Annotated in this window: 26 protein-coding genes and 1 riboswitch; of the genes, 2 read left to right on the top strand and 24 right to left on the bottom strand. The window is 72.8% G+C overall.

The features are described 5' to 3' along the window. The first annotated feature begins 434 nt into the window (after positions 1-434). Both OG470_RS19300 and OG470_RS19295 read left to right on the top strand, forming a co-directional pair. Positions 435-860 (top strand): DNA-binding protein, encoded by a 426-nt coding sequence (locus OG470_RS19300; RefSeq protein ID WP_328414166.1) that lies wholly within the window; start codon positions 435-437, stop codon positions 858-860. Positions 861-946: 86 nt separating this feature from the next. Then, positions 947-1,300 carry an MmcQ/YjbR family DNA-binding protein gene (locus OG470_RS19295; RefSeq protein ID WP_328414164.1) on the top strand — a complete coding sequence of 118 codons (354 nt, stop codon included), beginning with the start codon at positions 947-949 and terminating at the stop codon, positions 1,298-1,300. Between the two features lie 46 nt (positions 1,301-1,346). Here the strand turns inward: OG470_RS19295 and argH are convergent, their stop codons facing one another. From argH to OG470_RS19175, 24 genes are all read right to left on the bottom strand, one after another. Continuing rightward, on the bottom strand, positions 1,347-2,810 hold the full coding sequence (gene argH, locus OG470_RS19290) for an argininosuccinate lyase (RefSeq protein WP_328426469.1): 1,464 nt from the start codon (positions 2,808-2,810) through the stop codon (positions 1,347-1,349). Positions 2,811-2,818: 8 nt separating this feature from the next. After that, positions 2,819-4,030 carry an argininosuccinate synthase gene (locus tag OG470_RS19285; protein ID WP_328414162.1) on the bottom strand — a complete coding sequence of 404 codons (1,212 nt, stop codon included), beginning with the start codon at positions 4,028-4,030 and terminating at the stop codon, positions 2,819-2,821. Continuing rightward, complete coding sequence (locus OG470_RS19280) at positions 4,027-4,542, bottom strand: arginine repressor (RefSeq protein WP_328414161.1); 516 nt, start codon at positions 4,540-4,542, stop codon at positions 4,027-4,029. The genes OG470_RS19285 and OG470_RS19280 overlap by 4 nt, the downstream gene beginning before the upstream one ends. Beyond that, entirely contained in the window at positions 4,539-5,483 is a 945-nt protein-coding gene (gene argF / locus OG470_RS19275; protein WP_328414158.1) for an ornithine carbamoyltransferase, read from the bottom strand. Before argF ends, OG470_RS19280 begins: the two co-directional genes overlap by 4 nt. Further along, positions 5,480-6,757, bottom strand: coding sequence for an acetylornithine transaminase (locus tag OG470_RS19270; RefSeq protein WP_328414156.1), 1,278 nt, complete (start codon positions 6,755-6,757; stop codon positions 5,480-5,482). The genes argF and OG470_RS19270 overlap by 4 nt, the downstream gene beginning before the upstream one ends. Next, positions 6,754-7,641, bottom strand: coding sequence for an acetylglutamate kinase (gene argB, locus OG470_RS19265; RefSeq protein ID WP_328414153.1), 888 nt, complete (start codon positions 7,639-7,641; stop codon positions 6,754-6,756). The genes OG470_RS19270 and argB overlap by 4 nt, the downstream gene beginning before the upstream one ends. Then, on the bottom strand, positions 7,638-8,810 hold the full coding sequence (gene argJ, locus OG470_RS19260; protein ID WP_328414152.1) for a bifunctional glutamate N-acetyltransferase/amino-acid acetyltransferase ArgJ: 1,173 nt from the start codon (positions 8,808-8,810) through the stop codon (positions 7,638-7,640). Before argJ ends, argB begins: the two co-directional genes overlap by 4 nt. Then, positions 8,807-9,808 (bottom strand): N-acetyl-gamma-glutamyl-phosphate reductase, encoded by a 1,002-nt coding sequence (gene argC / locus OG470_RS19255; protein WP_328414150.1) that lies wholly within the window; start codon positions 9,806-9,808, stop codon positions 8,807-8,809. Before argC ends, argJ begins: the two co-directional genes overlap by 4 nt. Before the next feature lie 166 nt (positions 9,809-9,974). Further along, entirely contained in the window at positions 9,975-12,554 is a 2,580-nt protein-coding gene (pheT, locus tag OG470_RS19250) for a phenylalanine--tRNA ligase subunit beta (protein WP_328414148.1), read from the bottom strand. 40 nt (positions 12,555-12,594) lie between these two features. Next, positions 12,595-13,662, bottom strand: a complete 1,068-nt coding sequence (gene pheS, locus OG470_RS19245) for a phenylalanine--tRNA ligase subunit alpha (RefSeq protein WP_328414146.1) — start codon at positions 13,660-13,662, stop codon at positions 12,595-12,597. Between the two features lie 213 nt (positions 13,663-13,875). Next, on the bottom strand, positions 13,876-14,673 hold the full coding sequence (locus OG470_RS19240) for a TrmH family RNA methyltransferase (protein WP_442930914.1): 798 nt from the start codon (positions 14,671-14,673) through the stop codon (positions 13,876-13,878). An 83-nt stretch (positions 14,674-14,756) separates the two neighbouring features. After that, complete coding sequence (gene rplT, locus OG470_RS19235; RefSeq protein WP_281583696.1) at positions 14,757-15,149, bottom strand: 50S ribosomal protein L20; 393 nt, start codon at positions 15,147-15,149, stop codon at positions 14,757-14,759. 32 nt (positions 15,150-15,181) lie between these two features. Next, complete coding sequence (gene rpmI, locus OG470_RS19230; protein ID WP_328414139.1) at positions 15,182-15,376, bottom strand: 50S ribosomal protein L35; 195 nt, start codon at positions 15,374-15,376, stop codon at positions 15,182-15,184. A gap of 20 nt (positions 15,377-15,396) precedes the next feature. Continuing rightward, complete coding sequence (infC, locus tag OG470_RS19225) at positions 15,397-16,047, bottom strand: translation initiation factor IF-3 (RefSeq protein WP_328414137.1); 651 nt, start codon at positions 16,045-16,047, stop codon at positions 15,397-15,399. A gap of 440 nt (positions 16,048-16,487) precedes the next feature. Further along, positions 16,488-16,961 carry a PH domain-containing protein gene (locus OG470_RS19220; protein WP_328414134.1) on the bottom strand — a complete coding sequence of 158 codons (474 nt, stop codon included), beginning with the start codon at positions 16,959-16,961 and terminating at the stop codon, positions 16,488-16,490. A gap of 4 nt (positions 16,962-16,965) precedes the next feature. Beyond that, positions 16,966-17,121: a hypothetical protein gene (locus tag OG470_RS19215; protein WP_328414132.1), complete on the bottom strand. Its 156-nt coding sequence runs from the start codon at positions 17,119-17,121 to the stop codon at positions 16,966-16,968. 251 nt (positions 17,122-17,372) lie between these two features. Further along, a complete protein-coding gene (gene hisG / locus OG470_RS19210) occupies positions 17,373-18,218 on the bottom strand; it encodes an ATP phosphoribosyltransferase (protein ID WP_328414130.1) in 846 nt (281 codons plus the stop codon). A gap of 47 nt (positions 18,219-18,265) precedes the next feature. Then, complete coding sequence (locus OG470_RS19205; protein ID WP_089016570.1) at positions 18,266-18,529, bottom strand: phosphoribosyl-ATP diphosphatase; 264 nt, start codon at positions 18,527-18,529, stop codon at positions 18,266-18,268. A 26-nt stretch (positions 18,530-18,555) separates the two neighbouring features. Continuing rightward, the gene (gene ribH, locus OG470_RS19200; RefSeq protein ID WP_328414128.1) at positions 18,556-19,053 is read right to left on the bottom strand and encodes a 6,7-dimethyl-8-ribityllumazine synthase; all 498 of its coding nucleotides are present in this window, start codon (positions 19,051-19,053) and stop codon (positions 18,556-18,558) included. Positions 19,054-19,055: 2 nt separating this feature from the next. Beyond that, the gene (locus tag OG470_RS19195; protein WP_328414126.1) at positions 19,056-20,321 is read right to left on the bottom strand and encodes a bifunctional 3,4-dihydroxy-2-butanone-4-phosphate synthase/GTP cyclohydrolase II; all 1,266 of its coding nucleotides are present in this window, start codon (positions 20,319-20,321) and stop codon (positions 19,056-19,058) included. Positions 20,322-20,358: 37 nt separating this feature from the next. After that, on the bottom strand, positions 20,359-21,048 hold the full coding sequence (gene pnuC / locus OG470_RS19190; RefSeq protein WP_328414124.1) for a nicotinamide riboside transporter PnuC: 690 nt from the start codon (positions 21,046-21,048) through the stop codon (positions 20,359-20,361). After that, positions 21,048-21,698 carry a riboflavin synthase gene (locus OG470_RS19185; protein ID WP_328414122.1) on the bottom strand — a complete coding sequence of 217 codons (651 nt, stop codon included), beginning with the start codon at positions 21,696-21,698 and terminating at the stop codon, positions 21,048-21,050. The genes pnuC and OG470_RS19185 overlap by 1 nt, the downstream gene beginning before the upstream one ends. A 1-nt stretch (position 21,699) precedes the next feature. After that, a complete protein-coding gene (ribD, locus tag OG470_RS19180) occupies positions 21,700-22,761 on the bottom strand; it encodes a bifunctional diaminohydroxyphosphoribosylaminopyrimidine deaminase/5-amino-6-(5-phosphoribosylamino)uracil reductase RibD (RefSeq protein WP_328426466.1) in 1,062 nt (353 codons plus the stop codon). 162 nt (positions 22,762-22,923) lie between these two features. Next, a riboswitch (FMN riboswitch) is annotated at positions 22,924-23,094 on the bottom strand. Between the two features lie 78 nt (positions 23,095-23,172). Beyond that, complete coding sequence (locus tag OG470_RS19175) at positions 23,173-24,129, bottom strand: response regulator (RefSeq protein ID WP_328414120.1); 957 nt, start codon at positions 24,127-24,129, stop codon at positions 23,173-23,175. Position 24,130: the final 1 nt, after the last annotated feature.

The following is a 24,130-nucleotide window of genomic DNA, read 5'->3' as shown; positions in this document are numbered from 1 at the left end:
CTGCGGACGAACATCGGCCACGTCGCGACCCTCGACGACGCCGTTGCCGCCTTCAACCCGACCGGGCCGGTCAAGGGCAAGACCATCATCAGCGGTCGTATAAGGACGCGGAGACAGCAGAGACCCCCGTTACGTCGTAACGGGGGTCGGCGAGGACTGATACAGAGAGGCATTCAGATGAAAGCGATCGTGGTGACGGACCAGGCCGCGGGAACGGCTGGGATGACGGCGTTCGCTCAACCGCCGCGACTTCGAACCTCCGTCTAGTGCTCGGTTGCCGGACGGCGGACTATCCATCGAATCTCACCGCGGTGCCTACTGCAACCTCTGGTGAGAACCGACAGGTACCCAGCCCTCCGCCCGGCCGTCGGCGCGGTCGGGGCGTCTTTCAACATTCTGTTGACAAGACTGCGTTGATGAGCTGTGATCGGACCATGACGACCGACGACCCGTTCACCGCGCCGAACCCGGCTCGTGTCCGCGCCCACCGCACCCACGAGGCGCTGCAACGGATCAGCGAGCGACACGCCAGCACCGACGCCCAGCGAGGGCGCTGGGCGCATCCGTACGTGCTGGACCCGTGGGAGGCGGTGGCCCTGGTCACCGCCCTGGCCGCGGGCGGAGCCGAGCGGGAGCCCACGGAGGAGCCGGTCGACGGCGCCGACCTCACGGCCGCGCTGACCCTGCTGCCGCACGTCCGCGCGGAGCTGGACGCCCTGGAAGCCGGGCTGTTGACGCTGGCCCGCGACCGGGGGCTGACCTGGCAGGCCATCGCGTACGGGCTGGGCCTGGGCAGCGCGCAGGCCGCCCGACAGCGCTACGAGCGGGTCGCCGCCCGCTCGGCCGAGCAGACACGCTGACGGCGTGGCGACCCGCCCGGCCGACTGGCATGCCGCACGCCGGCCGGGCGCGCAGACTGTGCGCACGACGATTCCGGGAGGCACCCATGGAGCGCGCGGAGATGCTGGCGTACTGCCTGGCCAAGCCGGGGGCGTGGCTGGACCGGCCATGGGAGGGCGACGAGGTGGTGAAGGTCGGCGGCCGGATCTTCGCCTTCCTCGGCAACGGCGAGGGAAACCCGACGGTCGGGGTGAAGTGCGGCCAGACCCGTGAGGTCGCCGACGAGTGGCTGCACCGCCACCCCGACGACGCCCGGGTGATGGCCTACATCGGCCGGTCCGGGTGGAACACCCTGCGCCTGGACGGCGGGATCGACGAGGACGATCTCACCGAGGCGGTCGACGCGTCGTACGACATGGTGGTGGCCAAGCTCCCGAAGCGGGAGCGCCCGACGGCCTGAACGGACCGTGGCGCCGGCGGCGAGTCGCGCCGGCGCCACGGTGGGATCAGCGGGGTACGACCCGCTCGGTGGCCCACTCCCGCCAGCCGACCAGCCGGTCCGCGGCGGCGGCCAGTTGGTCGGCGACCGGGCCGGGGCCGGTGGAGCCGGGGGTGGTCCGGGCCGCGAGGGCCGAACGGACCGAGAGCACGTCGCGCACCGACGGGTCGAGGTGCTCGCTGACCGCGGCCAGATCGGCGTCCGAGACCTCCTCCAGCTCGCACTCCCGGACCGCGCAGAGCGCCACCAGCCGGCCGGTGATCTCGTGCGCGTCACGGAACGGCACGCCCCTGCGGACCAGCCAGTCGGCCACTTCCGTGGCCAGCGAGAAGCCGACCGGCGCGGCGGCCACCAGCCGGTCCACCCGCACGGTCATCGTGGAGATCATCCCCGCCAGCGCCGGCAGCAGCAGCTCCAGGGTGTCGACCGCGTCGAAGGCCGGCTCCTTGTCCTCCTGCATGTCCCGGTCGTAGGTCATCGGCAGACCCTTGAGCATGGTGAGGACGGCCATCAGGCCGCCGACCAGCCGGCCGGACTTGCCCCGGGCCAGCTCGGCGATGTCCGCGTTCTTCTTCTGCGGCATGATCGACGAGCCGGTGGCGAACGCGTCGTCCAGCTCCACCCAGCCGAACTCGTGCGAGGTCCAGAGCACCACCTCCTCGCCGAGCCGGGACAGGTGCACCCCGATCAGGGCAGTGGTGAAGAGGAACTCGGCGACGAAGTCCCGGTCGGCGACGGCGTCCATCGAGTTGGCGAACGACGTGCGGAAGCCCAACTCCTTGGCCACGGCCACCGGGTCGAGCGGCAGCCCGGAGCCGGCCAGCGCGCCGGCGCCCAGCGGGCTGATCGCCGCCCGGTGGTCCCAGTCACGCAGCCGCTCCAGGTCCCGCAGCAGCGGCTGCACGTGGGCGAGCAGCCAGTGCCCGAAGGTGACCGGCTGGGCGTGCTGCAGGTGGGTCATGCCGGGCGCGGCGGTGTCGACGTGCCGCTCGGCCTGCTCGACCAGCGCATCGGCCAGCTCGACCAGCCGGCTGGCCACGCCCCGGGCGTGGTCGCGCAGGTAGAGCCGCAGGTCGGTGGCGACCTGGTCGTTACGGGACCGGCCGGCGCGCAGCTTGCCGCCGAGGCTGCCCAGCCGCTCCAGCAGCCCGCGCTCCAGCGCGGTGTGCACGTCCTCGTCGTCGACCGTGGGACGGAACGCCCCGGAGGCGCAGGCGGCCTCCAGGTCGTCCAGGGCGGCCAGGATCCGGCCCAGCTCGTCGGGGTCGAGCAGGCCGGCCCCCGCCAGCACCCGGGCGTGCGCCCGGGAACCGGCGATGTCGTACGGGGCCAGGCGCCAGTCGAACTGCACGCTCACCGACAGCCGGGCGAGCGCCTCGGCGGGGCCGCCGGCGAACCGGCCACCCCACAGGCTCGTCCGGTTGGTGGCGGCGCTGTTCTCGGTCAGGCTCTTGTCGTCCACGCCGCCCATTGTGGGGGTCACTGGCCGGAGCCGCCCAGCCGGGCGTTCCGCGCGGCGGCCATCCGGCTCGGCAGGCCCCACAGCTGCACGAAACCCTTGGCCAGGGACTGGTCGAAGGTGTCGCCGGTGTCGTAGGTGGCCATTCCGAAGTCGTAGAGGCTCGCCTCGGAGCGCCGGCCGGTGACGGTGGCCCGGCCGCCGTGCAGGGTCATCCGCACCTCGCCGCTCACGTGCTGCTGCGCGTCGTCGATGAACGCGTCCAGCGAGTCCTTCAGCGGCGAGAACCACAGGCCGTCGTAGACCAGCTCACCCCAGCGCTGGTCGACGCCCTTCTTGAACCGGGCCAGGTCCCGCTCCACGGTGACCGCCTCCAGCTCCTGGTGGGCGGTGATCAGCGCGATCGCGCCGGGAGCCTCGTACACCTCGCGGCTCTTGATGCCGACCAGCCGGTCCTCGACCATGTCGAGCCGGCCCACGCCCTGCGCCCCGGCGCGCCGGTTCAGCTCCAGGATCGCCTGGTACGGGGTGACCGTCTCACCGTCGATGGCCACCGGTACGCCGGCGTCGAAGGTGATCACGACCTCGTCGGCGTCGCGGTCCTGCGCCGGGTCGTCGGTGTACGAGTAGAGGTCCTCGATCGGGGCGTTCCAGATGTCCTCCAGGAACCCGGTCTCCACCGCGCGACCCCACAGGTTCTGGTCGATGGAGTACGGCGACTTCGCCGAGACGTCGATCGGCAGCCCCTTCTCCTCGGCGAAGGCGATCGCCTTGTCCCGCGTCCAGGCGAAGTCCCGGGCCGGCGCGATGATCTTCAGGTCGGGGGCGAGCGCGTTCAGGCCCACCTCGAACCGGACCTGGTCGTTGCCCTTGCCGGTGCAGCCGTGCGAGACGATCGTTCCGCCGTACTGACGCGCCGCGGCCACCAGGTGCTTGACGATCAGCGGCCGGGACAGCGCCGAGACCAGCGGGTAGCGGTCCATGTAGAGGGCGTTGGCCCGGATGGCCGGCAGGCAGTAGTCGGCGGCGAACTCGTCGCGCGCGTCGACCACCTCGGACTCGGCGGCACCGCAGTCCAGCGCGCGCTGCCGGATGGCGTCAAGGTCCTCGCCGCCCTGCCCGACGTCGACCGCTACCGCGATCACCTCGGCGCCGGTCTGCTCGGCCAGGTAAGGAATGGCGACGGAGGTGTCCAGCCCTCCGGAGTACGCCAGGACGACCCGCTCGGTCATGGTGTGGTGCTCCCTTCAACGTTGTCTTCCCTGCGGGCCCAGCCGGCGAGCTTCTCGCCGAGTGCGGCCCCGCCGACGGCCTCGCGGGCCACGACGAGGATGGTGTCGTCACCGGCGATGGTGCCGACGATCTCGGGCAGGCCCGCTCGGTCCAACGCGCTGGCCAGGTATTGGGCTGCGCCCGGTGGGGTGCGCAGCACGGCGATGTTGCCGCTGGAGTCGACCCCGTTGAGCAGCTCGCGCAGCAGCCGCACCAGCCGGGCGGGGGCCGCCTCGGCGTCGCGCAGCGGCCGATGGCCGTCCTCGGGGATCAGGTAGACCGCCGGCCCGTCGCCGCCGCGCACCTTGACCGCGCCGAGCTCCTCCAGGTCCCGCGAGAGGGTGGCCTGGGTGACCCCGACGCCGTCGCTGGCCAGCAGGTCGGCCAGTTCGGTCTGCGAGCGGACCACCCGGTCGCGGATCAGCTCGACGATCCGGGCGTGCCGGGCGGCGCGGGTCAACGGGGCGGTCATCGGGTCTCCCCGGTTACGACGTCGGCCCCCAGCAGGAAGGTCAGCAGCGCCTTCTGGGCGTGCAGCCGGTTCTCGGCCTGGTCGAAGACCGCGCTCTGCGGGCCGTCGAACACCTCATCGGTGATCTCCTCGCCCCGGTGCGCGGGCAGGCAGTGCAGCACGAACGCGTCCGGCGCGGCCTGGCCGAGCAGCTCCTTGTTGACCTGGTACGGCAGGAACGGGGTGATCCGGTCCAGCCCGTCGTCCTCCTGCCCCATCGAGGTCCAGGTGTCGGTCGCCACCACGTCGGCGTCACGTACCGCCTGGCCCGGATCGGTCAGCACCCGCACCGACCCGCCGGTGCCGGCGGCGATCTCCGCCGCCCGGTCCACCACGGCCGGGTCCGGTGCGAAGCCGGCCGGCCCGGCGATCCGCACGTGCATCCCGGCCGTCACGCCGGCCAGCAGGTACGACTGCGCCATGTTGTTGCCGCCGTCCCCCACGTAGGTCAGCGTGCGGCCGGCCGTGCCACCGCACCGCTCGCGAACGGTCAACAGGTCGGCCAGCAGTTGGCAGGGGTGGAAGCCGTCGGTGAGTGCGTTGATCACCGGCACGCTCGCGCCCGCGGCCACCTCGGCGATCCGGTCGTCGCCGTGGGTGCGCAGCACGATGGCCGCGACGTAGCGGGACAGCACCCGCCCGGCGTCGGCCAGCGTCTCGCCCCGTCCGAAGTGGGTGAGCTGGGTGTCCACGATGAGGGGGTGGCCGCCCAGCTCGGCGATCCCGGCGTCGAACGAGATCCGGGTCCGCAGGCTCTGCTTGTCGAAGAGCACCGCCACCGAGCGCGGCCCGGCCAGCGGCCGGTGGCCGAACCGGTCCGCCTTCATCCGCGCGGCCAGGTCGAGCACCGTCGCCTGCTCGGCGGGCGAGAGGTCGTCGTCGCGCAGGAAGTGCCGGGTCATGGGGTCGTTCCCGTCGTGGCGGTGGCGGTGGCGGTGGTCGGCGCGGAGTTCTTGGCAGCTGCCGACCCCTGGGAGGGCAGGTCCCCTCCGAGATCTGCGGCAGCGGCGGGGGTTGACGCGTTCAGAGCGGCGGGCAGCGCGGCGAGGAAGGCGTCGACCTGGGCGGTGGTGAGGATCAGCGGCGGGGCGAGCCGGACCACGCCCGGCTGCACCGGGTTGACCAGGAAACCGGCCTCGCGCAGCGCCTCGGACAGCACCGGCGCCACCGGCGCGGTGAGCGCCACACCGAGCAGCAGCCCGGCGCCCCGCACCCCGGCGACCAGCGGGTGGTCCAACGCCTCGATCCCGCCGCGCAGCCGCTCGCCGACCCGCTTCACGTGGTCGAGCAGCCCTTCGTTGGCGATGGTCGCCACCACGGCGAGCGCGGCGGCGCAGCTGACCGGGTTGCCACCGAAGGTGGTGCCGTGTGAGCCCGGGGTGAGCAGGTCGGCGGCCCGGCCGAAGGCCAGCGTGGCGCCGAGCGGCAGCCCGCCGCCCAGCCCCTTGGCCAGGGTGACCACGTCCGGCTCCACGCCCTCGGCCTGGTGGGCGAACCAGTGTCCGGTACGACCGATGCCGGTCTGCACCTCGTCGAGCACCAGCAGCGCACCGTGCCGGGCGGTGATCTTCCGCGCCGCAGCGAGGTAGCCGGCCGGCGGTACGACCACGCCGGCCTCGCCCTGGATCGGCTCCAGGATCACCATGGCGGTGGCGTCGGTGACCGCCGCGTCGAGGGCGGCGACGTCGCCGTAGTCGACGTGGGTCACGTCGCCGGGCAGCGGGCGGAACGGGTCGGCCTTGGCCGGCTGGCCGGTCAGCGCGAGGGCTCCCATGGTGCGGCCGTGGAACCCGCCCCGGGTGGCGACCACGTGGCTGCGGCCGGTCCGCCGGGAGAGCTTGAACGCGGCCTCGTTCGCCTCCGCGCCGGAGTTGGCGAAGAAGACCCGGCCGGGCCGGCCGGCGAGGGCCAGCAGCAGCTCGGCCAGCGCGACCGGCGGCTCGGCGACGTAGAGGTTGGAGACGTGCCCGAGGGTGGCGACCTGCTTGGAGACGGCGGCCACCACGGCCGGGTGGGCGTGGCCGAGCGCGTTCACCGCGATCCCGCCCACCAGGTCGAGGTACTCCCGGCCGGCGTCGTCGACCACGACCGCACCGGCGCCGGAGACCAGCGCCAGCGGTGGGGTGGCGTAGTTGTCCATCATGGACTGTCCCCAGCGCTGCACCAACGTGCTCATGCCGCAATCACCATCGTTCCGAACCCTTCCGAGGTGAAGACCTCGAGCAACGTGGAGTGGGCCACCCGACCATCGACGACGTGTGCGGCAGGCACTCCCCCGCTCACCGCCCGCAGGCAGGCTTCCATCTTCGGCACCATCCCCGATTCGAGGCTGGGCAGCAGCTTCGCCAGGTCGTCGGTGTTGATCTCGGAGATCAGGCTGGTGGTGTCCGGCCAGTCGGCGTACAGGCCGGCCACGTCGGTGAGCACGACCAGCTTGCGGGCCTGCAACGCGACGGCCAGCGCGGCGGCGGCGGTGTCCGCGTTGAGGTTGTGCAGCACACCGTCGGCGTCCGGCGCGACCGTGGAGATCACCGGGATCCGGCCGGCCCCGATCAGGTCGGTCACCGCCGACACGTCGACCGACTCGACGTCGCCGACCTGGCCGACGTCGACCGGCAGCCCGTCCACGTACGCCGGGCGGCGTACCGCGGTGAACAGCCGGGCGTCCTCGCCGGAGAGACCCACGGCGAACGGGCCGTGCGAGTTGATCAGACCGACCAGCTCCCGGCCCACCTGCCCGACCAGGACCATCCGGACCACGTCCATCGCCTCGGCGGTGGTCACCCGCAGCCCACCCCGGAACTCGCTGGCGATGCCGAGCCGGCCCAGCATGGCGGAGATCTGCGGGCCGCCGCCGTGCACCACCACGGGCTTGAGGCCGGCGTAGCGCAGGAAGACCATGTCGGCGGCGAACGCCCGCTGCAGCTCGGGGTCGGTCATGGCGTTGCCGCCGTACTTGACCACCACCGTGGAGCCGGAGAAACGCGCCAGCCAGGGCAGCGCCTCGATCAGCGCCTCCGCCTTGACCTGGGCCCGGGTGAGGTCGGTGCTGAGGCTCATGTGGAGTACGCCGAGTTCTCGTGCACGTACGCGTGGGACAGGTCGTTGGTCCAGATCGTCGCGGCCGATGTGCCAGCGTGCAGGTCGATCCGGATGGTCACGTCCCGCCCGGTCAGGTCGACCTTCGAGCGGTCCTCGGCGGCGGCGCCGGCCTTGCACACCCACACCTCGTTGACCGCCACGTCCACTCCGTCCGGCTCGAACGCGGCGGCGGTGGTGCCGACGGCGGCGAGGATCCGGCCCCAGTTCGGGTCGTTGCCGAACAGCGCGGTCTTGACCAGGTTGTTGCGGGCCACCGAGCGGCCCACCTCGACCGCGTCGTCCTCGTCGGCCGCACCGACCACGTCGATGGCGATCTGCTTGGTGGCGCCCTCGGCGTCGGCGATCAACTGCTGGGCCAGGTCGTGACAGGCCGCGGTGACCGCGGCGGTCAGCTCGGCCGGGGTCGGCTCGATGCCGCTCGCGCCGCTGGCCAGCAGCAGCACCGTGTCATTGGTGGACATGCAGCCGTCGGAGTCGACCCGGTCGAAGCTGACCCGGGTGGCCGCGCGCAGCGCCTCGTCCAGGATCGCCGGCCCGGCCACCGCGTCGGTGGTCAGCACACAGAGCATGGTGGCCATCCCCGGCGCGAGCATCCCGGCGCCCTTGGCCATACCGCCGACCGTCCAGCCGCTGCCCCGGGCCACCGTGGTCTTCGGCCGGGTGTCCGTGGTCATGATCGCCTCGGCGGCGGCCGGGCCGCCGTCACGGGACAGACCCCGGATCGCCGAGCGGACCCCGGGCAGCAGCTTCGGCATCGGCAGTCGCTCACCGATCAGGCCGGTGGAGCAGACCGCCACCTCGCCGGCGCCGAGGATCAGCCGTGGGCTGACCGAGGTCAGCGCGGCGGCGGTGTGCTCGGCGGTGGCGTGGGTGTCCTGGAAACCGGCCGGGCCGGTGCAGGCGTTGGCGCCCCCGGAGTTGAGCACCACCGCGCGGACCACGCCGCCGTGCACGACCTGCTGGGTCCAGCGCACCGGTGCCGCCTTGACCCGGTTGGTGGTGAAGACCCCGGCGACCCCGGCGTCCGGGCCGTCGTTGACCACCAGCGCGACGTCGGCGCCACCGCTGGCCTTCAGCCCGGCGGCCACGCCGGCCGCCCGGAACCCGCGAGGGGTGGTGACGCTCACGGGGCTACCCCCCAGACGGAAAGTCCTGTCGTCTCCGGCAGGCCGAGCATCAGGTTGGCGTTCTGGACGGCCTGGCCGGCCGCGCCCTTGCCCAGGTTGTCCAACGCGCTGAGCACGATCAGACGGCCGGAGTCGACGTCGACGGTGGCCTGCAGGTGGCAGGAGTTCGAGCCGAGGGTGGCGCCGGTGTGCGGCCAACGACCCTCCGGCAGCACGTGCACGAACGGCGCGTCCGCGTACGCCTGGGCCAGCACCTGCTGCGGGTCGACGCCGCGCGCCGGCGTCGCGGTGACCGTGGCCAGGATGCCGCGCGACATCGGCGCCAGCACCGGGGTGAGCGAGAGGCTGGTCGCGCCGGCGGCCTGCTTGATCTCCGGTACGTGCTGGTGGGTGCCGACCCGGTACGGCGACAGGTCCCCCATCACCTCGCTGCCCAGCAGGTGCGGCTTGGCGGCCCGCCCGGCGCCGGAGGTGCCGGAGGCGGCGACCACCACCACGTCGGCGGGGCTGGCCGCACCGGCCGCGATCAGCGGCGCGAGCGCCAGGGTGATCGCTGCGGCGTAGCAGCCGGTGTTCGCCACCCGGGTGGAGCCGGCGATCAGCTCCCGCTGGCCTGGCAGCTCGGGCAGGCCGTAGGTCCACTGGCCGGCGTGCGTACCGCCGTAGTACTGCGCCCAGGCGTACGGGTCGGCGAGCCGGTGGTCGGCGCTGAGGTCCACGATCCGGACATCGGCCGGCAGTTGGGCAGCAAGAGCCGCCGACTCACCGTGCGGCAGGGCCAGGAAGACCAGGTCCGCGTCGGCCAGGGTCGCCGGGTCGGTCTCGCCGAGCACCAGGTCCAGACCGGTGAGCTGCGGGTGCACCACGTCGACGCGGTGCCCGGCCTGGCGGTGCGCGGTGGCAGCGACCAGGTCGAACTCCGGGTGCCCGGCGACCAGGCGCAGCAGCTCGCCCCCGGCGTAGCCGCTCGCTCCGGCGACCGCGACTCGGATTCCCATACTCACCTCCGCATGACTATGCAACGAAGGCTAGCAGCCATGATCAGCCGTTGCAACTTCATACAGGCGAGTGCATGGAGATGAGAGGGTGACGCGCGGCACACCCGATACGGACGTGTCCTCCGTCGGACCATGCCGACGGAGGACACGCCAGTGTCAGATCGCCTCAGGCGCCGCGCAGGATCGCCCCCAGGCGCTCCGCCGCGACGGCGACCGCCGCGTCGCGGGCGGCCACCGCCTCCTCGACGGTCAGCGTCCGGTCCGGCGCCCGGAAGGTGAGCTTGTAGGCCAGCGACCGGCGACCCGCACCGAGCTGCTCACCGGCGTACACGTCGAACAGCCGCACGTCCTCCAGCAGCTCGCCGGCGCCCGCCTCCAGCGCCCGGCGCACCTGCTCCGCCGGCACCGAGTCGTCCACCACCAGGGCCACGTCGATCAGCGCCGGCGGGAAGCCGGAGACCGCCGGGGCGGGCGTCACCGGCGCGGACGGCAACGCGTCCAGGTCCAGCTCCATGGCACAGGTACGGCGCGGGAGCTCCAGCGCCGCCACCACCACCGGGTGCAGCTCGCCGGCGTGTCCGACGACTGTGCCGTCGACCCGCACCTCGGCGCAGCGGCCCGGGTGCCACGGGGCGTACTCGGCGGCACGTACCTCGACCCGCTCGGCCGGAACGCCGGCGGCGTCCAGCACGGCGCGGGCCGCCTCGATCGCGTCCGCCCAGCCGGCCGGCCGACCCGGACCCCACCAGCCGGCCGGGTCGAGGTCGCCGGTCAGCACCACCGCGACGTGCACCGGCTGCGCCGGCACCACCGCGTCGGCGGCCGCGAACTCTGCGTCGGTGGGACGCCGGTCCACACCCATCGCCGGCGGGCTGCCGGCGTCCACCCGCGGGTGGAAGACCGCACCGATCTCGGAGAGCGCCAGGTCGCGAAGGCCCCGGCCGAGGTTGCGCTTGAGGATGCCGAGCAGCGGGCCGAGCAGCGTGGTACGCAGCAGCGGCTCCTCCTCGGACAGCGGGTTGGCCAGCCGCACCGCCTGCCGCCGCGGGTCGTCGGCCGGCAGCCCGAGCAGGTCGGCCAGCTCGGACGACACGAACGGGTGCGCGAGTACCTCCACGTATCCCCGCTCGGCCAGGGACCGGGCGATCGCCCGGCGCCGATGCTGCTCCGGGGTCAGCCCACGGCCGGGAGGCGCGGTCGGCAGCACCGACGGCACCCGGTCGTACCCGTCGAGGCGGACCACCTCCTCGACCAGGTCGGCGGGGTCGGTCAGGTCGGGCCGCCAGCTCGGCGGGGTGACGCTGAGCGCGACACCGGCGCCGCTGGCCATGCCGACCGAGCCCGGGTCCTCGGCCAACCGGTCCGCGCCCTGCGCGACCGTGCAGCCGACCCGCTCCAGCAGGGCGACGACCCGCGCCGGCGGGTACTCGACGCCGATCCGCCGGGTGGGCAGGTCCGCCGGCAGGCTGATCGGGGTACGCGGGCGGACGTGATCGATATCCAGGATCTCCGCGCCGGGCGTGCCGCCGCCGTGCTCGGTGAGCAGCCGCACCGCCCGCTCCAGCGCGACCAGCGGCAGGGCCGGGTCGACGCCACGCTCCCAGCGCTTCGCGGCCTCGCTGAACAGCTTGTGCCGGCGGGCGGTCCGCCCGACCATCGCCGGGTCCCAGTGCGCCGCCTCGAAGAGCACATCGGTGGTGCCGGCGATGACCTCGCTGGTCTCACCGCCCATCACCGCGGCGAGCGAGATCGGGATGCCGGCACCCTCGCCCGCGCCGGGGTTGGGCAGCCCAGCGTCGCAGATGACCATGTCGTCGGAGGCGAGCACCCGCAGGACCCCGTCCAGGGTGGTCAGCTTCTCCCCCGGCTCGGCCCGGCGCACCACCAGCGCCCCCACGATCCGGTCGGCGTCGAAGGCGTGCATCGGCTGGCCCAGCTCCAGCATCACGTAGTTGGTGATGTCGACCGGCAGCGAGATGCTGCGGATGCCGGCGGTGACGAGCCGCTGCTGCATCCAGGACGGTGTGGGCGCGGTCGGGTCGACGCCACGGACCAGGCGGGCAGCGAACCGGTCGCAGCCGACCGGGTCGCGCACCTCCACCGGGTACGCCGGTTCGGCCGTGCCGCCCGGCGCCGGCACCAGGGCCGGGTCACGCAGCGGCACGTCGAACGCGTGCGACAACTCGCGGGCCAGGCCGCGCAGGCTCAGCGCGTACCCCCGGTCCGGGGTGATCTCCAGCTCCAGCACCACGTCGTCGAGGCCGACCACCGGCCGCGCGTCGTCGCCGGGCTTGGCCGCCACGTCCGGCGGCAGCACGATGATGCCGGAGTGGTCGTCGCCCAGGCCCAACTCCTTGGCCGAGCAGATCATGCCGGCGGAGTTGTGCCCGTACGTCTTGCGGGCGCCGATGGCGAAGCCGCCGGGCAGCACACCGCCGGGCAGGATCACCACCACTCGGTCGCCAGGGGCGAAGTTGCGCGCTCCGCAGACGATCTCCTGCGGTTCGCCGGTGCCGTTGGCGTCGCCCACGTCGACCCGGCAGAACCGGATCGGCTTCTTGAAGCCGGTGAGCTCCTCGATCTCGCGCACCTCGCCGACGACCAACTGGCCGGTGACGGTCTCCCGCAGGTCCACCACGGACTCGACCTCGATGCCGAGGTCGACCAGGGCCTGCTCCAGGTCACCGGTGGGCAGGTCGGCGGGGAGGTCGACGTACTCCCGCAGCCAACTGACAGAAACTCGCATGACTTCAGACCACCGTTCCCGTGTCTCGTACCCGCATCGCCTACGCCCCGGTCCCGAGCGCGCGGCTGAACCGCACGTCGCCCTCGAAGAGATGGCGGATGTCGCTCACCCCGTGCCGGATCATCAGGGTCCGGTCGATGCCCATGCCGAACGCGAATCCGGAGTAGACCTCCGGGTCCACGCCGCAGGCGCGCAGCACCCGCGGGTTGACCATCCCGCAGCCGCCCCACTCGACCCACTGGGGGCCGTCGCGGTGCTCCGGGAACCAGACGTCGAACTCCGCCGACGGCTCGGTGAACGGGAAGTAGTGCGGCCGCCACCGGGTCTTCGCCTCCGGGCCGAAGATCGCCCGGGCGAAATGGTCGAGGGTGCCGCGCAGGTGGGCCATCGTGATGCCCTTGTCCACGACGAGACCCTCGGCCTGGTGGAAGACCGGGCTGTGGGTGGCGTCCACCTCGTCGGTGCGGTAGACCCGGCCCGGGCAGATCACGTAGATCGGCGGCTTGCGGCTGAGCATGGTGCGGGTCTGCACGTTCGAGGTGTGCGTCCGCAGCACCAGGCCGGAACCCTCCGGTGCGATGTGGAAGGTGTCCATCAGCCCGCGCGCCGGGTGGTCGGCGGGGATGTTCAACGCGTCGAAGTTGACCCACTCCAGATCGACCTCGGGGCCCTCGGCCACCTCGTAGCCCATCCCGACGAACAGGTCGCTGACCGACTCCATCAGGGTGTTCAGCGGGTGCCGGGCGCCGCGCGGACGGCGGTCGTACGGCAGGGTGACGTCCACCCGCTCCTCGACCAACACCCGCTCGGCCTGCTCGCGCTCCACGACCTCGGCGCGGTCGGCGTAGGCGGTCTCGATTGCCCGGCGGGCCTCGTTGACCCGCTTGCCGGCGTCGGACTTCGCGGCCGGTGGCAGCGCGCCGATCTCCCGGCGGGCCAGCGAGACCGGAGACCGGTCACCGAGGTGCGCGGGGCGTAGCGCGGTCAGCGCGTCCGGGTCGGCGGCGGCCGTGAACGCCTTCGTGGCGTCGGCGACGGCCTCGGCCAGGGCGGCCGGGTCGAGTAGGGCGACCTGCTTCGGGTCGTACGGATCGTTGCGGTAGCTCATGGCGTACGGGCACTCCCTCACGGCGGCGCCAGCCCTCACCGGGGCGGCTAAGCGAGTCTACGGACGCGCGGCTGCGCCGCAGCCCGCCGGTAGGAGTTGTGCAGGGAGCAGGTCAGACCCGCCGCCCACCGACACCGGCGGGCTGGCTAAACGAACGCCGTGGCGCGTTCATCGACGGAGACTCCCCTGCTGATCCGCCGGGTGAGGCCACCATCAGCGCTGTGCTCTCGCCGAAGCGTACAGGCAGACCGCGGCGGCCGCAGCCAGGTTCAGGCTCTCCGCGCTCCCGTGCAGCGGCACCCGGACCCGGGCGTCGGCCGCGGCGGTCAACTCCTCGGGCAGCCCGTGCGCCTCGGAGCCGAACAGCCATGCGGTGGGCTCGGCGAGCCGTCCGGAGTCGGCCAGGTCGTCCAGGTCGCTGTCGCCGTAGCCCGTGGTGGCCAGCACGGTCAGCCCGGCGGCGCGTAGTGCGCCGACCACCTCGACCGGGTCGGCGGCGCGAACCACGTCGACGTGGAAGAGGCTGCCGGCGGAGGCCCGCACGCACTTGCCGTTGTACGGGTCGACGGCGTCGCCGGCGAAGACCACCGCGCCCGCCCCGGCGGCGTCGGCGGTGCGCAGCACGGTGCCGGCGTTGCCCGGATCACGGATCTCGGCGAGCACCGCCACCAGACGGGGCCTGCCCGCGAGCGCCTGCTCCAGCGGCACGTCCAGGTGCCGGCAGACGGCGACCAGCCCCTGCGGGGCGACGGTCTCGGCCAGCGCGGCCAGCGCCTCGTCGGTCACCTCGGAGACCGGCACGTCGGCTCGGGCCGCGGCAGCGGCCAGCTCCGCGTACCGGTCGAGGGCGGTGGGCGTACCGAACAGCTCGGTGACCACCCCGGGCCGGGCCAGCGCCTCGCGGACCGCCTGCGGTCCCTCGGCCAGGAAGCGGCCGGTGGCCTCGCGGTCCCGGCGGCGCTGCAACCGGCGGGCGGTGACAACCCTGGGTGTACGCGGGGTGAAGGCCATGGTGTGGGGTCCTCCGGCACGATTGAGGCGCCCCCCGGACGGCGGTGCCGACACGGGAGACGCCTCGCTCTTGTGCGCGGGGATCAGGCGGCCTGGGCCGCCGCGCCGCCGGTGCCCTCGGCCGCGACCGCGGCCCGGGCCAGCTCGACGATCGCCGCGAAGGCGGCGGCGTCGTTGACGGCCAGGTCGGCCAGGATCTTGCGGTCGACCTCGATACCGGCCAGACGCAGGCCCTGGATCAGGCGGTTGTAGGTCATCCCGTTGGCCCGGGCACCCGCGTTGATCCGCTGGATCCACAGCTGCCGGAAGTCGCCCTTGCGGTCACGACGGTCCCGGTAGGCGTACTGCATCGAGTGCAGCACCTGCTCCTTGGCCTTGCGGTACAGCCGGGAGCGCTGACCGCGGTAACCACTCGCGGACTCCAGCAGGGTACGACGCTTCTTCTGGGCGTTTACAGCCCGCTTGACGCGTGCCATCTCAACTCCTTCTTACGTAAAGGTGGCGCGCGTCAGCGGCCGAGCAGCTTCTTGATGCGCTTGACGTCGGCCTTGGCAAGCACGACCGTGCCGGTCAGCCGGCGGGTGTGGGTGGAGGGCTTCTTCTCCAGGTTGTGGCGGAGGCCGGCCTGCTGGGCAACGATCTTGCCCTTGCCGGTGACCTTGACCCGCTTACCCATACCCGTGTGGCTCTTCATCTTCGGCATGTGGAACGTCTTCTCCCCTGTTACTCGCCGCTGGTGTCGGCGGCGGTGCCGGTATTACCGGCTGCTGCGGTCTCGCCGGCCGCCGCGGTCTCATCGGCTTCCGGAGCGGCGGACTCGTCCGCTGCCCGGTCCCGAGGTGCACCGCGGGACGCCGTTGCGGCAACCGCGGAGGCCTTGACGGCCCGATGCGGAGCGAGAACCATGATCATGTTTCGACCGTCCTGCTTCGGAGCGGCCTCGACGTATCCCAGTTCCGTGATCTCGGATTCGAGCCGGCGCAGGAGCCGGTAGCCCAGCTCCGGGCGGCTCTGCTCGCGACCGCGGAACATGATCGTCACCTTGACCTTGTCGCCCGCCTTGAGGAACCGCACCACGTGACCCTTTTTGGTCTCGTAGTCGTGCGGGTCGATCTTCGGCCGAAGCTTCATTTCCTTGATGACGGTCTGCTGCTGGTTACGCCGCGCTTCGCGCGCCTTCAGTGCGCTCTCGTACTTGAACTTGCCGAAGTCCATGAGCTTGCACACCGGCGGGCGCGCCATCGGCGCAACCTCGACCAGGTCCAGGTCGACGTCCGCGGCCAGCTGAAGGGCGCGCTCCAGTGGGACGATGCCCACCTGCTCACCCTCGGGGCCGACCAGTCGGACCTCACGTGCCCGGATCTGCTCGTTCACGCGTGGTTCGACGCTGATGGGGCCTCCTCGAGTCGTTTCTGCTTTCGTGCCGACCCCGCGGCTCCCGGGTGGGAACCGACCCGGAAAGCAGAAGGCCCCGGCATACGCCAGGGCCCGCTCGACCGGCCGGCACGATCATATGATCGCGCATCCGGCACCGGGACATGCCCGGAACCGGGGACCGGACCCGGCCACCGTAGCGGCGACTCGGGTGGGAGCAGGCGCTCCGCTTTCGTGGCTGCCTGCTCGCACGCGGAGACAGCCTGGTCGACTCGATAACACTACACCCCTGACCCGGTCGCCCCCAAACCGGACACCACCCACCACCTGCTGCCCGCCCGAAGGTCGACCGATCACCGCCCTGGCCCCCGGCGGTGCCACGCCGTAGGCCGGTGCAACCCGGCGCGACCCGCAGCGCGGATTGGTGGGGGCGGCGTGGGTTAGCGCCCGGTGGCGCGCTCGGCTAGGCGAGCCTGGTGCGCTTCGTGCAGCCGGCGCAGCGAGCGGACCCCCTCGACGGCCGACTCCTTGTCGGCGGCCTGCAAGGCGACCATCGGCATCAGGTCGTCGTCGTGCAACTCGAGGCTGGCCCACGGCGCGCCCCGGTCGAACCGGACCCCCCGGACGACCTCCCAGGGCAGCTCGTACGAGCTGATCACGTTGCGCACCCGGACACCGCGCGCGTCGGCCTCGACCCGGGGGCGGGTGAACAGCAGGAAGGCCAGCGCCCCGAAGATGCCCAGACCGATCATGGCCAACTGGTCGCCACGCTGGAAGCTGCCGTAGCCGTTGCCGGTCGGGCCGCTCAGCGATGTGGCCACCAGACTGAACACCACCACCAGCGCGACCGCCGCAGACCAGCAGACCACTCGGATGCGGCGGGGCTTCAGGCGGACCAGTTCGGTGTCACTCACCCCATCAGTCTGCCATCCGCCCTCGCCCGACGACCGCACCACCCGCCGAGCCGGAGCCGAGCCGCGCCGAGGCCGCCGAGCCGACCGCGCGGCGCTGCGGAAGATCACGCTCGATCCGGGATCTAGTGGCCTCGGCCGCGCCGGAGGCCACTACTTCCATGTTCGAGCGTGATCTTCCACGTTCGTGCGTGATCGTCGCGCGGCCACTCACGCCGGCAGGTGCCGCGCGGTGCGGTAGGTCGACTCGAGATCGGCGATGTGGGGGTGTCCCGAGCGGGCCGACACCCCCATATCGGCGATCCCGAGTCGATCAAGCAGGTCGACCGCCCGAGTGCGCTGCGCCGGCCTTCGGGCAGCGCTGCACAGGCGGCCAGGCAGCGGCCAGGCAGCGGCCCGGCGGTCAGGCGGCGGTCAGAGTCGGCAGGCGTGGATGTTGGTGACCAGGATGGCCCGGGCGCCCAGCTCGTACAGCTCGTCCATGATCCGGTGCACGTCATCGCGAAGCACCATGGCCTGCACCGCCACCCAGCCCTCGCGGTGCAGCGGCGACACGGTGGGCGACTCGATACCCGGGGTGAGCCCGCTGGCCCGGTCCAGCAGGCCGGCCGGCACGTCGTAGGCGAGCATCACGTAGCGGCGGGCCACCAGCACACCGTGCAGGCGGCGCAGCAACTGCTCGGCCTGCGGGTGCGCCGGTGCAGCGGCCCGACGGACCAGCACCGCGGAGGAGCGCAGCAGCGGCTCGCCGAAGACGACCAGGCCGGCCTGGCGCAGGGTGGCGCCGGTCTCCACCACGTCGGCGATCACGTCGGCGACGCCGAGCCGGACGGCGTTCTCCACCGCGCCGTCGAGGCGGATCACGTCGGCCTTGACGCCTACCTCGCCGAGGTGCCGCTCGACCAGGCCCGGGTATGCGGTGGCGATCCGGTGCCCGCCCAGGTCCTGCACGGAGGCGATGTCGTCGGGGCGGGCGGCGAAGCGGAAGGTGGCCCGGCCGAAGGCGAGGTCGACGACCTCCTCGGCCGGCGCGGCCGAGTCGATCAGCAGGTCCCGGCCGGTGATACCGAGGTCGAGGTCACCGGAGCCGACGTAGGTGGCGATGTCCTTGGGGCGCAGGTAGAAGAATTCGACGTCGTTGGCCTCGTCCCGGCAGATGAGGTCCTTGGGGTCGGTGCGCTGGCGGTAGCCCGCCTCGCGCAGCATCTGGGCGGCCGGTTCGGCCAGGGTGCCCTTGTTGGGAATGGCGACACGCAGCATGACGGAGTGCTCCTTCGATCGCGGTTCTGATCAACGGGTGGGGGCACTCACAGATGTCGGTAGACGTCCTTGAGCTCGAGACCGCTGGCGAGCATCAGCACCTGGACCTGGTAGAGCAGCTGGGAGATCTCCTCGGCGGTGCGCTGCGGCCCCTCGTGCTCGGCGGCCATCCACGACTCGGCCGCCTCCTCGACGACCTTCTTGCCGATGAAGTGCACCCCCTTGTCCAGGGCGGCGACGGTGCCCGAGCCCGGGGTGCCGGCGGCGGCCTTGGCCTGCAGCTCGGCGAACAACTCCTCGAACGTCTTCACGGAACCCGATTCTTCCAGTCGGCCGGTCAGCCGCCGAAGCCGACCCGCTGACCGTTGCTGGCCAGCGTCCGGACGGCCAGCGCGGCGTCCAGCGCGGCGACGGTGGCCGACCAGCCCTTGTCCTCCGCCGATCCGGGCAGCCCGGCCCGGTCCCGGGCCTGCTCGATGGTCTCCACGGTGAGCACACCGTGCGCCACCGGCTTGCCCTCGTCCAGCGCCACCCGGGTGAGCCCGTCGGTGACCGAACGGCAGACGTAGTCGAAGTGTGCCGTGGCGCCACGGACCACCACGCCGAGTGCGACCACCACGTCGCAGCGGCGCGCGAGGGCCTGGGCCACCACCGGCAGCTCGACCGACCCGGCGACCCGGGCCACCACGGCCCGCGCGCCACACGCCTCGGCGGCGGCGACGGCCCGCTCCAGCATGTGGTCGGTCAACTCACCGTGCCAACGGGCGGCCACCACCCCGACGGTCATCCCGGCCGCGTCCACCGCGTCGACGCCCGGCTCCCCGAAACCCGCCATGTCTATGCTCCGATCTCGTCGCTGGCAACCGCACGCCCCGTGGGAGCCTCGGTCACCTCGTCCAACTCGTCCAGCAGGTGACCCATCCGGTCCCGCTTGGTGCGCAGGTAGCGCAGGTTCTCCGGGTGCGCGCCGGCCGGCAGTCCCTCCCGGCCGGTGATGGTCAGCCCGTAGCCCTCCAGCCCGGCGCGCTTGGCCGGGTTGTTGGTGAGCAGCCGCATCGAACGCACGCCCAGGTCGTACAGGATCTGCGCGCCGGTGCCGTAGTCGCGGGCGTCCGCCGGCAGGCCCAGGTCGAGGTTGGCATCCACGGTGTCCCGGCCCAGGTCCTGCAGCTGGTACGCCTGCAGCTTGTGCAGCAGCCCGATGCCGCGCCCCTCGTGCCCGCGCACGTAGAGCACCACGCCCCGGCCCTCCTGCCCGACGCGGGCCAGCGCGGCGTCCAGTTGCGGCCCGCAGTCGCAGCGCAGGGAGCCGAACACGTCCCCGGTGAGGCACTCGGAGTGCACCCGGACCAGTACGTCCTGGCCGTCACCGAGGTCGCCCAGCACCATCGCGATGTGTTCGGCCGGGTCGTGCTCGGCGCGGTAGCCGAGCGCCCGGAACACCCCGTGCCGGGTTGGCATCCGGGCGTCGGCGACCAGCTCGACCTGCTTCTCGGTCCGCCGTCGGTAGGCGATCAGGTCGGCGATGGTGATCAGCGTGAGGCCGTGCTCGGCGCAGAACTTCTCCAGGTCCGGCACGCGCATCATGGTGCCGTCGTCGTTGACCAGCTCACAGAGCACGCCCGCCGGGCGCAGCCCGGCCAGCCGGGTCAGGTCGACCGCCGCCTCGGTGTGTCCCGGCCGGCGCAGCACCCCGCCCTCGCGGGCCCGCAGCGGCACCACGTGCCCGGGTCGGGCCAGGTCCGTGGGGTCGGTGGTCGGGTCGGCGAGCAGCCGGATGGTGTGCGCGCGGTCGGCCGCCGAGATGCCGGTGCTGACCCCCTCCCGGGCGTCCACGGTCACGGTGTACGCGGTGCCGCGGCGGTCCTGGTTGGTGTGGTGCATCGGCGGCAGGTCGAGCCGGTCGCACTCGCTCTCGGTCAACGGCACGCAGACGTAGCCGGAGGTGTGCCGCACCATGAAGGCCAGCAGTTCCGGCGTGGCCAGCTCGGCCGCGAAGATCAGATCGCCCTCGTTCTCCCGGTCGGCGTCGTCGACCACGACGACCGGACGACCGGCCGCGATCTCGGCGACCGCCTGCTCGATGCTCGCGAAGGTGCTCATGCCGGCACCACGGCGCTGGACCTGATGATTCGCTCGCTCATGCGACAGCCTCCGTGTAGGTGGGCGGGATCGAGGCGACCGGACGGACGGCGCGCGAGGTGCGCCACCAGGCGGCGAAGCCCCAGGCGCAGAAGGCGCCATAGATCAGGTACATGACCGCCGACGGGTAGAACCCGCCGCGCAGCAGCAGTGGCACGCCGACCGCGTCCACCGCGATCCAGACCAGCCAGAACTCCACCCAGCCGCGGGCCATGCCGTAGGTGGCCAGCAGGCTGCCGGTGAGGATCCAGGCGTCCGGCAGCGGGCCCCAGGAGCCCAGCGCGGCGAGCACCGGGTATGCCACGGCGGTGCCGACGGCGGCGGCCAGCAGCATCGCCAGCCGCTCCCGCCCGGTGGCCCAGCGCGGGAGCACCGCGGCGTGCCCGGCGCCGGCGCTGCGGTTGCGCTGCCAGCGCCACCAGCCGTAGACGCTGACCGCGAAGAAGAACACCTGCCGGCCGGCCTGCCCGTACAGGTCGTGCGCCTGCGGGGTGGCGAACGCCCCGCCGAGGAAGACGGTGAACAGCAACGCGTTGCCGATCATGCCGACCGGCCAGGCCCAGACCAGCCGACGCAGCCCGAGCAGCGCGGAGACCAGCCCGAACACGTTGCCGACGATCTCCCGGACCAGCACCGGCGAGCCGGCGATCTGCACCTGGGCGTCCAGCAGCCAGCCGAGCGGGCCCATCAGGCCACCCCGTCCAGGGCGGCGACGCCGCCGACCGGGCCGGTCGGGCCGTCGGTCAGCCGGGCGCCGAGCAGCCGCTCGACGTACTTGGCCAGCACGTCGACTTCCAGGTTGACCGGGTCGCCGACGCCCTTCGCGCCGAGCGTGGTCAGCTTGAGCGTGGTCGGGATCAGCCCGACGGCGAACTGGTCCGCGCCCACCTCGGCGACGGTCAGCGAGACGCCGTCAATGGTGATCGAGCCCTTCTCCACGACGTACCGGGACAGGGCGGCGGGCAGCCGGAACCGGACCGTCTCCCACTGCTCGGCCGGCTCCCGGGAGATCAGCTCACCGACCCCGTCCACGTGCCCCTGCACCAGGTGCCCGCCGAGCCGGCTGCCCAGCGCGGCGGCCCGCTCCAGGTTGACCGGGTCGCCGGGGCGCAGTGCGCCGAGCGCGGAGCGGCGCAGCGTCTCGCCCATCACGTCGGCGGTGAAGGTCCCGTCGGCCACCTCCACCACGGTCAGGCAGACCCCGTTGACCGCGATGGAGTCCCCGTGTCGGGCGTCTGAGGTGACCAGCGGGCCGCGTACGGCGACCAGCGCCGAATCGCCCGCCGTCGCCGTCACCCGGACGATCTCGCCCAGCTCCTCGACAATGCCGGTGAACATGTCAGCCCTCCCTCTTCCGAGGCAACGCGGTGATCCGCAGATCCGGACCGATCTGCGTAACGTCGACGTACTCCAGATCGATGGCCTCAGCGATGGTGGTCACGCCTGCGTCGATCAGGGCGGTCGGGCCGGCGCCGAGCAGCCGGGGCGCGACGTACCCGACGATCTTGTCGACCAGGCCGGCGGCCAGGAACGCGCCGGCCAGCCGGGGGCCGCCCTCCAGCAGCACCGCGCGGACGCCGCGCTGGTGCAGCGCCGCGAGCAGCGCCGGCAGATCGACCCGGCCGTCGGGGCCTGCGCCAACCTCGGCGGCGGTCGCGATCCAGGTCCGGGCGGCGCCGTCGCGGACCCGGGCGTCGGCCGGGGTACGCCCTGCGCTGTCCACCACGACCCGCAGCGGCTGCCGGATGGCGAGGCTGCCGTCGCGCAGGTTGCGGGCGGTCAGCCGGGGATCATCGGCGAGCACGGTGCCGACCCCGGCGAGGACCGCGTCGACCGTGCCGCGCAGCGCGTGCACGTCGATCCGGGCCGCCTCCGAGGTGATCCACATGCTGGTTCCGTCCGCCGCAGCGGACCGGCCGTCCAGGGTGGCGGCGTACTTCCAGATCACGTACGGCCAGCCGCGGCGCATCGAGGTCAGCCAGGCGACGTTGCCGGCCTCGGCCTCGTCGCCGCGTACTCCCAGGTCCACCCGGACCCCGGCGGAGCGCAGCGTGGCGGCGCCACCGGTGGCCACCGGGTTGGGGTCGGGCACGGCGATCACCACCCGGCCCACACCGGCCTGGACCAGCGCGTTGCTGCAGGGACCGGTGCGACCGGTGTGGTTACAGGGCTCCAGGGTGACCACTGCGGTGCCGCCGCGGGCCCGCTCCCCGGCCTGGGCCAGCGCGACGATCTCGGCGTGCGGGCCGCCGGCGTAGGCGTGGAAGCCCTCCCCGACGACCTGGCCGTCCGCGTCGAGCAGCACGCAGCCGACCACCGGGTTGGGGCTGGTTGTGCCCAGCCCGCGCGCCGCCAGTTCGATCGCACGCCGCATCGCCTCATCGACGGAGACGCTGGCCATCGCCTTGCCCATGCCCTCTCACTCGCCGGTCCGCGCGCGGGCGGTCAGGGAGGCGGCATGGGGCCGCGGGCAGGCGGCGGCGGATTCCGGGTACGGCGCAGCCGCCCCGGGGGGTCGACACGGCACGCTGAAGCCAGCGGCCGGCTCGGACCCGTCCGTCCCGCGCGCTGTCTCCCATCCGGACTGTCTGGGCGCGGACGAACCGCCCCCAACCGTCGGCCCCGGATTTTCACCAGGTCCACCGGACAGCAGAGCCGTCCGGGTCGCGGGCTGACCACGGTTGGACCGTGGATCACCGCCGGTTCGGAATTTCACCGAGTCCCGCCAGCGCGTGGTGGGTACAACGGCAGTCTTACACGCTGACGGGGGTGTGCCGCCACCGAGGCGAGCTACTTCACAGCGGTATCACGCTCAGGTGACGCCACGGCGCCGGTCCACCGCCACGTACGATCCCGGCTGGCTCTTGGCCACCGTCTTCATCTCCGAGGCCACCGCGATCACCTCAAGGGGGTCGGTGAACCGCTTGCCGTCGTCGGAGAGGGAGACCCCGATGGAGAGGGTGACCAGGGCGGCCCGGCGGATATTGCCACGCCGGTCCTTCAGTTCGACGAAGCCGCGCTCCCGGTCGGTCGGGTCGTAGAGCGTGTCGGCGGCCTTCTCGAAGTCGACCACCGCCCTGGAGGTCAGCGGGCGGACCTGGTCCGGGGCGCAGACGATGACGAAGTCGTCGCCGCCGACGTGGCCGAGGAAGGCCGGTGGCAGACCCACCGCCACCACCGCCCGGTGCAGGCTGCGGGCCAGCGCCGAGATGAAGTCGTCGCCACGGACGAAGCCGTACCGGTCGTTGACGCTCTTGAACCGGTCGATGTCGACGTAGCCGACCGCGTAGTCCACCCCGTGCCGGACCCGGTCGCTGATCTCCCGACGGATCCGGCTGTTGCCGGGCAGCCCGGTCAGCGGGGAGACCTCCCGGAACTCCTTGTTGCGCCGCAGCGTCGACGAGACCCGAGCCACCAGTTCGGCGGTGTCGAACGGCTTGACCAGGTAGTCGTCGGCGCCGGCGCTGAGCCCGTGCACCTTGTCCACGGTCATCCCCTTGGCCGTCAACATGATCACCGGCAGGGCAGAGGTCATCGGGTCGGCCCGCAGCCGCCGGGTCAGCTCCAACCCGTCGATCCGGGGCATCATCAGGTCGACCACAGCCAGGTCCGGCCGCTGCCGCTCGATGACCTCCAACGCCTCCTGGCCGTCGCTGGCGTGGATCACCTCGAAGCCGTGCAGCCGCAGGTTGAACTCGACGAAACGGGCGATGTCCTCGTCGTCGTCGACGACGAGGATGATGTCCTTGCGATCGCCGTCGGGGTCCATC

The sequence above is a fragment of the Micromonospora sp. NBC_00389 genome (genome assembly GCF_036059255.1).
Classification (GTDB): domain Bacteria; phylum Actinomycetota; class Actinomycetes; order Mycobacteriales; family Micromonosporaceae; genus Micromonospora.
This window is presented reverse-complemented; position numbering and strand designations above follow the sequence as displayed.